This window comes from Stenotrophomonas sp. STEN029 (assembly GCF_056760015.1).
The window spans coordinates 1-9,662 of the sequence record NZ_JBRREC010000131.1 but is presented as its reverse complement, the minus strand read 5'-3'; the positions used below and the strand labels follow the sequence as shown (position 1 = coordinate 9,662).

Below are 9,662 nucleotides of genomic sequence, written 5' to 3'. Positions count from 1 at the left end.
CCCCCCCACGACCCACCGGGTGGGGCGCCGGGCGCCCCCCGGGCCCGGCGGGCCCCGCCACTACCGAAATCGGGGCAAAAAAAACCGGGCCAGGCCCGGTTTTTTTTTATGCTTCGTTGACCGCCAGCTCAAGTAACTGAGCCTTCTCAACCGCGCCCAAGCGTTGGGCAAATACCGCCAGGCGGTTGCAGAGCTCGGCCTGATGTTCCGGATATGCCGCTACCAGTTCACGTTGAACCTGTTGGTAGGCATCCCAGAACGGGGCCGAGCAGCGATGTCGTGCGTACTGCTGTCGCAATTGCTCCCCAGCACGCTGGAGGGATTGGCGACTGCTGTGTTGGATGGGCGTTGTATACATCGCTTCACCTCGATGGCAGTGCCCCTGTACCCCGAGCATAACGCTGTTTTTCTTACGATCTGGCTACAGCGTCTAATTTCCCTATGAGATTAATAGGGATTTGTTCAGATAACGTCACGTTATTCGCCGATATCTTCATTCCAGACATCCGGGTTCTCGGCGATGTAGCGGCCCATCATCTCGATGCAGCTGGCGTCATTCAGGTCGATGACGTTCACGCCGTTCTCGCGCAGCCAGTCGATGCCGCCGGGGAAACTGACCGATTCACCCACCACCACGGTACCGATATTGAACTGGCGGACCAGGCCGCTGCAGTACCAGCACGGGGCCAGGGTGGTGACCATGATGGTGTTGCGGTAGCCGCGCTGGCGGCCGGCCTTGCGGAAGGCGTCGGTTTCGCCATGGATGGACGGGTCGCCTTCCTGGATGCGGCGGTTGTGGCCGCAGCCGAGCAGGCGGCCATCGTTGTGGTACAGCGCCGCGCCAATCGGGATGCCGCCTTCGGCCAGGCCCTGGCGGGCTTCGGCGATGGCGGTTTCGAGCAGGGCGCGGTAGTCCGGGGTGGTGATCATGCAAGGTCCTTGTGGTGCCGTGGCGATCATCATAGCGGCCGGATTCAGCCTGCTGGCGGCGCAATCGGGCTGTCGGTGCGATAATCGACGCCATGAGCGAATCCCCCTACAAGACCGGCACCACCCACTTCGGCTTCCGCGATGTACCGGCCAAGGACAAGCAGAAGCTTGTCGGCCAGGTGTTCACTTCCGTGGCCGACAACTACGACCTGATGAACGACCTGATGAGTCTGGGTATTCATCGGCTGTGGAAGCGCTACTTCGTCGCTACCGCGCAGGTGAAGCCGGGCGACCGCGTGCTGGATCTGGCCGGCGGTACCGGTGACATCGCCGTGCTGCTGAAAGAGCGCATCGGCGCCGAGGGCAGCGTGGTGCTGGGCGACATCAACGCCGGCATGTTGTCGGTGGGGCGCGATCGCCTGACCAACCGCGGCCAGGTATCGGGCTTCGAGTGGGTGCAGCTCAATGCGGAGGCGCTGCCGTTCCCGGACCAGAGTTTCGACCTGGTGACGATTTCCTTCGGCCTGCGCAACGTGACCGACAAGGAAGCCGCGTTGCGCGAGATGTACCGCGTGCTCAAGGTAGGCGGGCAGGCGCGCGTGCTGGAGTTCTCGGAAGTGACCGTGGACTGGTTCAAGCCGGTCTACGATTTCCATTCGTTCAAGGTGCTGCCGAAGCTGGGCAAGCTGTTTGCGCGTGGTGATGCCGACAGCTACCAGTACCTGGCCGAGAGCATCCGCAAGCACCCGCCGCAGGAAGAGTTGAAGGCGATGATGAGCGAGGCGGGTTTTGGCCGCTGTCATTACAAGAACCTGAGTGCGGGGATTGTGTCGATCCACTCCGGTTACAAGCTTTGAGGCTTGCTTGCTGGGTGGATTGAGGAAAGGCGGCCATTGGCCGCCTTTTTTCTAGGTGGGGTGGTGGTGCTGGTTTTGTCTTTTGCTGGTAAAGCCCCTGCCGAGCATGGCTCGGCACTACGTCTCTGCTCCCTCCCTTTGGCCGCAGGCCAAGGGGAGGGCTGGGGAGGGGTTGGCTTTTCAGCTTTTGCCTTGGCCCTTCTCCCGCTTGCGGGAGAAGGGTTGGGATGACGGGCGCTTTTGATCTTGCTGGCAAGGCCTCTGCCGAGCATGGCTCGGCACTACAGGCGCGCGCGTTGAAGCCCTCCCTTTGCCGAAGGCAAGGGGAGGGTTGGGAGGGGTGCTTTTGCTCTGCTCTTGGTCGGGATCATGACGCAATGCGAAGAGCGATCCCCGCCTTCGCGGGGATGGCGGGATCAGGCATTTTCTGGCGTGGACCTTGCCGCAACCGTCGGTTGCCGCACCGCCGCATCCACCAACGCCTTTCGGGTTTAAAATCAACGGTTATCCCCTGAACCGGTTCCAGATCAATGCGTTCTTCGTTCCTGATGCTGCCCCTGGCCGTGGCGCTCGTCGCCGGCTGTGCCAAAGAACCCGCAGCCCCCACCGTCGACCCCGTCGCCCAGAAGCCCGCCGCCGCCGTGAATACCGTCAGCCGCAGCCACGATGAAAGCTCCTACGCTGAACCCGAGAAGGTCGTCATCAAGGACGTGGCGCTGGACCTGAAGGTCGATTTCGACGCCAAGCAGATCGGCGGCACCGCCACCTATACGCTGGAGTGGAAGGACAAGGCTGCCAAGCAGCTGCTGCTCGATACCCGCGAGCTCAGCGTTGAAAAGGTCGAGGCCCTCGCCGCCGATGGCGCCGCCACCCCGCTGCAGTTCGTGCTGGCGCCGGCCGACAAGGTGTTCGGCAGCAAGCTGAGCATCGAAACCCCGGCCCAGCCGACCTCGGTGCGCATCACCTACCACACCGCGCCGACCGCTTCCGGCCTGCAGTGGCTGGAGCCGTCGATGACCGAGGGCAAGAAGCTGCCCTTCATGTTCAGCCAGTCGCAGGCGATCCACGCCCGTTCCTGGGTGCCGTTGCAGGACACCCCGAGCGTCCGCTTCACCTATAGCGCGCACGTCACCAGCCGCCCGGACGTGATGGTGCTGATGAGCGCCGACAACGATCCCAAGGCCGCACGCGATGGCGATTACGCCTTCAAGATGCCGCAGCCGATCCCGTCCTACCTGCTGGCCATCGCCGCCGGTGACCTGGTGTTCGAGCCGATCTCCGAGCGTTCCGGCGTGTGGGCCGAGCCGACCATGGTCAACAAGGCCGTCAAGGAATTCGAAGACACCGAGAAGATGATCGGTGCCGCCGAGAACCTGTATGGCGAATACCGTTGGGGCCGTTACGACATGCTGGTGCTGCCGCCGTCGTTCCCGTTCGGTGGCATGGAAAACCCGCGCCTGACCTTCGCTACCCCGACCGTCATCGTTGGCGACAAGTCGCTGGTGTCGCTGGTCGCGCACGAACTGGCGCATAGCTGGTCCGGCAACCTGGTGACCAACGCCAGCTGGAAGGACATCTGGCTCAACGAAGGTTTCACCACCTACGTGCAGGGCCGCATCACCGAAGCGCTGTATGGCGCCGAGATGGCCGAGATGGAGCGCGAGATCGACCAGACCGACCTGCTCAATGAAGTGAAGGACATGAGCCCGGCCGACCAGGCGCTGGCACTGCCGCCGCTCAATGAGCGTGATCCGGACGATGCGCTGAGCCAGGTAGCTTACGTCAAGGGCGCATGGTTCCTGCAGTTCCTGGAGCAGCGTTTTGGCCGTGCGGTGTTTGATCCGTTCCTGCGTGGCTGGTTCGACGACCATGCCTTCCAGAGCGCCAACACCGACCAGTTCGTCGAGTACATGAAGAAGAACCTGCTGCCGAAGAATCCGACGGCGGTCACCGATGCCGAGCTGAAGGCATGGCTGGAAGAGCCGGGCATCCCGGCATTCGCCACCAAGGCCCGTTCGCGCAACTTCGCCGTGGTCGACACCGCCCGCATTGCCTTCCTGGGTAGCGACGCGCTGCCGAACAGCCAGGTAACCCGCGAGTGGAACACCCAGGAATGGGTGCGCTTCATCGATGGCATGGGCGAGAAGCTGCCGGTCGAGAAGCTGGCGCAGCTGGACAAGGGTTACCACTTCACCGGTACTCCGAATGGGGAGATCGCGATGCGTTGGTACCCGCTGGCAATCCGCAGCGGCTACACCGATGCACAGGCTGCTGCCGGCGAGTTCATCCAGAAGGTTGGCCGTCGCAAGCTGGTGCTGCCGATCTACGCTGAACTGCTGAAGACGCCGGAAGGCCTGGCCTTCGCCAAGGACGTGTTCGCCAAGGCCAAGCCGGGCTACCACCCGATCACCACCGCCTCGGTGGAAGCGATGATCGCCAAGGCGGAAGCTGCGCCGAAGCAGTAATCGGCGTCAGCAGGCTTCAAAACAAACGGCGAGCTTCGGCTCGCCGTTTGTTTTTGCGTGGCTTTCAAACCTGAGGGTAATTGTGTGGCCCGGGTAAGCGCAGCGCACCCGGGACTCTTCGCGTGGAGCCTTTGGTAGAGCCGAGCCATGCTCGGCTGGGCGTTACCGGTAAGGCCTCTGCCGATTTTGTAGAGCCGAGCCATGCTCGGCTGGACGCTGCCGGTAAGGCCTCTGCCGAGCATGGCTCGGCACTACATACATGACAGCGGCGGTGTTGAGCAGGTTGTAGGAAGGTGCCGGGCGCGTCGGCTTCCTGCACCGTAGCTGCAATCAGACTTCGACCGCAGCCCTCAATTGCTGCGCTTTGCCGCCGCAAGCGGCAGGTCCTTCAGTACCGCCTTGTCGATCTTCGCCGCCACTCCCACGCTGCGACCTGCCAGGTTGACCACGCTGTACTGCACGGCCACTCCCAGCACCTGGGTTGCCTGTGACATATCGAGTCCATGGGACTGGCGCAGCCACTGCAGCATCCCCGACGTCGCCAGCCGCAGTGCATCGTCACTGGAGCCTGCCTGCCCCAGCGTCATGATCTGCGTCGGCGACTCCACGCGTGGCGTGGCGATGGACTGCTTCTTGATCAGTTCCACTTTCAGCACCACGTCCAGTGATGTCTCCAGCGCCCATTGGCTGGTCTCACCGTCGCCCTGCAGGGCATGACCGTCGCCGACATACAGCAATGCGCCAGGTTGCTGCACCTCAAGATAAACCGTGTTGCCTTCGGCCACGGCGTTGAAATCCATGTTGCCGCCGAAGTCGCTGGTGTCGCCGGTGGAGAACGGTGGATAGCCAAAGCCCGGTGCCACCGCGAGACCGCCGAGCATCGGCTTGACCGGGATCTTGAAGTGCTTCAATGCGCCGCTGGCACCCTGCGGTCGCGCCATGCCGCGCACGCGATCCAGTTCCCAGCGCACCGGCTTGCCCAGCGTCGCGGTCTCGGTGGCGATGCGTGGCGTCTTCAAACGGCCGACGATGCCGTCGAGGCTGTCTGCGTAGTCGCGGTTGAGCTTGAGCGAGCTGATGGTGATCGCCAAGGTGTCGCCGGGCTCGGCGCCGGCGACGAAGAACGGCCCGACTTGTGGATTGCCGAACAAGGCGCGGGTGATGCCATTTTCATCGACGCCACCGGAATCCAGGGTTTTGGTCTGCACCGAGTCGCCGGGCCAGATCACCAGCGCAGGGGCGCGGTCGGCGCTGAAGGTATTGGAGTAGTCGCTTGGGGTGAAGTCGTGCAGGCGCGGTGCCTTGTCCGGCCGTACCGGCACCCGCCATGCGCTGAAGTCATGCGTTGCACGCGCGCTGCGGTTGTTGGTGTCCGGCTCGTCGCTGCGGCCCTGCATGCGGCTGCCATCGATGCGGCCATCGTAGTGATAGACCTGGCCGTCGCTGCCGGTGGCGGTGAACTTCAGCTGCGCGCCGTTCAAGCTGCCGCTGATCGGGTCGCCCCCCAAGGTTCCGCTGACACGCGTGCCTTGCACGTCCAGGTCCAAGGTCTGCCTGGCGCTGTTACCCCATAGGTCAGTGGCCAGTATCCATTGGTCGGCGGCGAGGGCATGGAGCGGTAGTACGGACAACAACAGCGAAGACCATTTCAGTGAGGTGCGCACGTTGCGTGTGTCTGCGAAGGGCCCGGTGGGCGTGTTCGCGGAGTGTACGAACGGGCAGGCTGCCGTCGCAGTGTCAAAGGTAACTACATCTGTAGTCAGCCTGGTCGTTCGTGCGGCGGGGGATGATTCCTGCAGCAGGCTGCTGGCTGCCGGAGTGGGCGTGCGCTGCACTCAGGGCGTGAGCGCGCGCACCGCCAGGAACATGTCCACGCAGTCGTGCATCACCCGCTGCTGCGCGCTGGCGTCCAAGGGCGTGGCACCCATCGCGATCTGTGGCCAGAACGCGAACGCCTTGACCATGCCCTGCAGCTGGTGGGCGGCGTCGGCCGGGGCGATATCGTCGCGCAGGCGGCCGTCGGCCTGTGCGGCGCGGATCCATGTGGTCAGGCCTTCTTCCTTCTCGGCCAGCTTGTCCATCATCACCCGTGCCCGTTCCGGTGCATGCACCAGCTCGGCCATGGCCACTCGCGACAGGTCGATGAAGCTGGCGTCGCTGAGCAGGCGCAGTTTCTGCGCGACGAAGGCCAGCAACTGCTCGCGCAATGGCCGGGCGGGATCGTAGGCCAGCGCGTCCAGCGATTGGCTGGCCTCCCACAGCTGCCAGAGGATGGCGGTGAACAGCTCGTCCTTGCTGGCGAAGTGGTTGTAGACCGTGCGCTTGGACACCTCGGCGGCGGCGGCGACGCGGTCCATGCTGGTGCCGGCAAAGCCCAGTTCGCGGAACTCGGCCACTGCCGCGCGCAGGATGGCTTCGCGTTTGCGGTCGGTCAGGCGGAGAGGGCGCTTGGCGTCGGTCATCCGCTCATTTTACACCGTTCAGTTTACTTTCCTTGAAATGGAAGTAGACTCGCCAGTGTACTTTTACCGGCAAGCCCAGCCATGAAGCGTCGCCTGCCTCGTTTCCTTCTCCCCATTACGGTGTTGATCGCCATGTCCATTGGCTTGTTGACCTGCGGTGCGCATCCCGCCGCTTCCTATGACCAGTCGCCGCAATACGGCGAGGGGCGTTTCCACAACGTGGCCAAGCAGGCCCCGCTTGGTTTCGTGCGTGGCGTGAAGGTGTGGTGGCGCTTCCTGTTCGACAAGCCGGCCGATGCCACCCCGCAGGTGGCGATTCCGGTGCATGCCTTGACCCGGCAGGCGCTGCTGGACGCGCCGGACGATAGCCTGTGGCGGCTGGGCCATTCGACCATGCTGATGAAGCTGGACGGACACTTCTGGTTGACCGATCCGGTGTTCTCCGAGCGGGTGTCACCGTTCTCGTTCATGGGGCCGAAGCGCTTCCATGCGCCGCCGTTGTCGATCGAGGAATTGCCAGAGATCACCGGCGTCATCATCTCGCACGACCACTACGATCACCTCGACCATGACGCGGTGTTGGCGCTGGCGCCGAAGGTGCGGCACTTCGTCACCGCGTTGGGCGTGGGCGATCGCCTGCTTGCCTGGGGCGTGCCGCAGGAGAAGATCACCCAGCTCGACTGGTGGCAGGAAACGCGAGTGGAAGGCTTGAAGATCGCAGCCACGCCTGCACAGCATTTCTCCGGTCGCGGGCTGTCCGACGGCAACCGCACCCTGTGGGCATCGTGGGTGATCGATACCGGCCGCACGCGGATCTTCTTCAGTGGCGACAGTGGCTACTTCGACGGCTTTGCGAAGATCGGTGAGCGCTATGGCCCGTTCGATCTGGCGATGGTCGAGACCGGTGCTTACGACGAACAGTGGCCCGGCGTGCATATGCAGCCGGAGCAGAGTCTGCAGGCGCACCTGGATGTACGCGGCAAGGTGATGATGCCTATCCATAACGGCACGTTTGACCTGGCTTTGCATCCCTGGACCGAGCCGTTCGAGCGGATTACCGCACTGGCGGCGGAGCAGGGCGTGGAGCTGACCGCGCCGCAGATGGGCGAGCGTCTGGATATCCGTGCGCCTGCGCCTTCAACGCATTGGTGGCGGGTGGGCGGGGAGTGAGGGCTGCGGTGGTAGTTGTTGCCGTTGATGTTGCTGTTGCTTCCAGTGCCGTCATTCCCGCGTAGGCGGGAATCGCTCTGGCTCTTTGGCTTCGCGTAACAGCAAATGCAAAGGCAAGGGCAACAACAAGAGCGATTCCCGCCTGCGCGGGAATGACGGCATAAAGGCAGGGCAAAGCAAAAGCGCAGGTAAGCGCGAATGCAGAAAAGGATCGTGCCTCCCAATCCCCAACATGCTCTAAAGTGAAGCCCATCGCGCGCCCATTCCGCGCCACGTTCACCGGAGCTGTTTGATGAAACCCCTGATCCTCGGCGCCCTTTGCGTCTTTGCCCTGACTGCCTGCAGCAACCCGGAGGCCGAGCGCCAGCAACAAGAGGCCGCCGCCGCCCAGGAGCGGGCCAAGCGCGAAGCGGACGCCGAAGGCATCGGCAAGCTGTATGACGCTGCGATCACCGCCACCGACTGGGAGAAAGCGCGCATCCATGGTGCCGCGCTGCTCGATCAGTTCCCTGATTCGGAAACCGCCAAACGCATCGAGCCGGGCTTCGCCGAGGTCCGCGAAAAGGCCGCGGCTGCCGGTGAGCTGCGCCGCATGCAGGCCCTGTGGAATTACAACCAGGTGCCGGTCAAGGGCGGTACCCAGCGCTCGGCGGCAATCTACAGCAAGGACCGCGTGGAAGTGGACAGCACCGGCGCCAAGCAGGTGAACCTGGTGTTCCGTGATCACCCGGAATGGAAGCGCCACGCCTATCTGGTGCTGCAGTCCAGTGACTTCGCCAAGGTCTGCTACCGCGCCTGCCAGGTCAAGGTCAGCGTCGATGGTGCGCCGGCCCGCAACATGGCCGCGCATCGCCCGGATACCGATGAGGCCATTGCCATGTTCATCGATGACAACCGCGGCCTGTGGCGGCAGGCACGCAAGGCCAAGGTCATCGAGATCGAGTTCCCGGTGCTGGCCGGTGGCACCCGCAAGGCGGTGTTCGAGGTTGGCGGGCTGGATGGCAGCCAGATGCCGAACTGGGATTGAGGTCGGTGCTCGCTGATACGGCGGGGCGTTGCGACGTCGCCGCCAGCCGTCATTGGGTGTTCGACATGGACGGCACCCTGACCGAGCCGGTGCATGACTTCGAATTGATCCGGCGTGACCTGCAGATCCCATCCGGCGCGGACATTCTTGAGCATCTGGCCAGCCTGCCGGCGCAGCAGGCTGCTGACAGCCATGCCTGGCTGATACAGCACGAGCGGGAACTGGCCGAAGCGTCGGTCGCGGCGCCGGGGGCGGTGGCCCTGATCCGCGCGCTGCATGCCGATGGGTGCCGCTTGGGCATCCTTACCCGCAATGCGCGTGAGCTGGCCGAAGTGACCCTGGCGGCGATTGGCGTGGCGGAGTGTTTTGCCGTCGAAGAAATCATCGGCCGCTGGGAAGTGGAGCCCAAGCCGTCACCGGCTGGACTGCAGTTCTTTGCCGAGCGTTGGCAGGTGTTGCCGGCGCAGATGCGGATGGTCGGGGATCATTACTACGATCTCGCCACGGCGAAAGCGGCGGGTGTGCCTGGGGTCCTGGTCAATGTGCCGGATGATCCTTGGCCGGGCATGGCGCAATGGCAGCTGCGTGACTGTGCGCAGCTGCTGCAGCAGTGGCGGGCCGCGGAATCCCGGTAGAGCCGAGCCATGCTCGGCTGGGGCGTTACCGGTGGAGCCTCTGTGGGAGCGGCGTAAGCGGCGAAGCTGGCAATGCTGGATTGCAGGCGTGCTCTGCAACCTGATGGAGTGGGAGC

The 9,662-nt window shown here is 63.8% G+C and carries 8 protein-coding genes; 5 read left to right on the top strand and 3 right to left on the bottom strand.

Going from position 1 to position 9,662, the window contains the following annotated elements; all coding sequences use genetic code 11:
- Positions 1-477: 477 nt before the first annotated feature.
- Complete coding sequence (locus tag ACVOLI_RS19460; protein WP_303747502.1) at positions 478-930, bottom strand: nucleoside deaminase; 453 nt, start codon at positions 928-930, stop codon at positions 478-480.
- 92 nt (positions 931-1,022) lie between these two features.
- Here ACVOLI_RS19460 and ubiE point away from each other — a divergent pair, with 92 nt between their 5' ends.
- Both ubiE and ACVOLI_RS19450 read left to right on the top strand, forming a co-directional pair.
- Entirely contained in the window at positions 1,023-1,787 is a 765-nt protein-coding gene (gene ubiE / locus ACVOLI_RS19455; RefSeq protein ID WP_282270503.1) for a bifunctional demethylmenaquinone methyltransferase/2-methoxy-6-polyprenyl-1,4-benzoquinol methylase UbiE, read from the top strand.
- Positions 1,788-2,317: 530 nt separating this feature from the next.
- Positions 2,318-4,252: a M1 family metallopeptidase gene (locus ACVOLI_RS19450; RefSeq protein ID WP_481615639.1), complete on the top strand. Its 1,935-nt coding sequence runs from the start codon at positions 2,318-2,320 to the stop codon at positions 4,250-4,252.
- A 350-nt stretch (positions 4,253-4,602) separates the two neighbouring features.
- Here ACVOLI_RS19450 and ACVOLI_RS19445 read toward each other — a convergent pair whose 3' ends face one another.
- Both ACVOLI_RS19445 and ACVOLI_RS19440 read right to left on the bottom strand, forming a co-directional pair.
- Positions 4,603-5,916, bottom strand: coding sequence for an acetamidase/formamidase family protein (locus ACVOLI_RS19445; protein ID WP_481615638.1), 1,314 nt, complete (start codon positions 5,914-5,916; stop codon positions 4,603-4,605).
- Between the two features lie 171 nt (positions 5,917-6,087).
- Complete coding sequence (locus ACVOLI_RS19440) at positions 6,088-6,714, bottom strand: TetR/AcrR family transcriptional regulator (protein ID WP_481615637.1); 627 nt, start codon at positions 6,712-6,714, stop codon at positions 6,088-6,090.
- 81 nt (positions 6,715-6,795) lie between these two features.
- Between ACVOLI_RS19440 and ACVOLI_RS19435 the strand changes: the two genes are divergently transcribed.
- The 3 genes from ACVOLI_RS19435 to ACVOLI_RS19425 all read left to right on the top strand — a co-directional run bounded on the left by ACVOLI_RS19435 (position 6,796) and on the right by ACVOLI_RS19425 (position 9,546).
- Positions 6,796-7,884, top strand: coding sequence for an MBL fold metallo-hydrolase (locus ACVOLI_RS19435; RefSeq protein ID WP_481615636.1), 1,089 nt, complete (start codon positions 6,796-6,798; stop codon positions 7,882-7,884).
- A gap of 292 nt (positions 7,885-8,176) precedes the next feature.
- Complete coding sequence (locus tag ACVOLI_RS19430) at positions 8,177-8,911, top strand: hypothetical protein (RefSeq protein ID WP_481615635.1); 735 nt, start codon at positions 8,177-8,179, stop codon at positions 8,909-8,911.
- Between the two features lie 65 nt (positions 8,912-8,976).
- Positions 8,977-9,546, top strand: a complete 570-nt coding sequence (locus ACVOLI_RS19425; RefSeq protein WP_481615640.1) for an HAD family hydrolase — start codon at positions 8,977-8,979, stop codon at positions 9,544-9,546.
- The last annotated feature ends 116 nt before the right edge of the window (positions 9,547-9,662 follow it).

What these genes read in the sequence shown, in the direction of transcription:
- ACVOLI_RS19450 (WP_481615639.1), top strand. Translation starts at nt 2,318, where the DNA reads ATGCGTTCTTCGTTCCTGATGCTGCCCCTGGCCGTGGCGCTCGTCGCC.
- ACVOLI_RS19435 (WP_481615636.1), top strand. Translation starts at nt 6,796, where the DNA reads ATGAAGCGTCGCCTGCCTCGTTTCCTTCTCCCCATTACGGTGTTGATC.
- ubiE (WP_282270503.1), top strand. Translation starts at nt 1,023, where the DNA reads ATGAGCGAATCCCCCTACAAGACCGGCACCACCCACTTCGGCTTCCGC.
- ACVOLI_RS19460 (WP_303747502.1), bottom strand. Translation starts at nt 930, where the DNA reads ATGATCACCACCCCGGACTACCGCGCCCTGCTCGAAACCGCCATCGCC.
- ACVOLI_RS19440 (WP_481615637.1), bottom strand. Translation starts at nt 6,714, where the DNA reads ATGACCGACGCCAAGCGCCCTCTCCGCCTGACCGACCGCAAACGCGAA.
- ACVOLI_RS19425 (WP_481615640.1), top strand. Translation starts at nt 8,977, where the DNA reads ATGGACGGCACCCTGACCGAGCCGGTGCATGACTTCGAATTGATCCGG.
- ACVOLI_RS19430 (WP_481615635.1), top strand. Translation starts at nt 8,177, where the DNA reads ATGAAACCCCTGATCCTCGGCGCCCTTTGCGTCTTTGCCCTGACTGCC.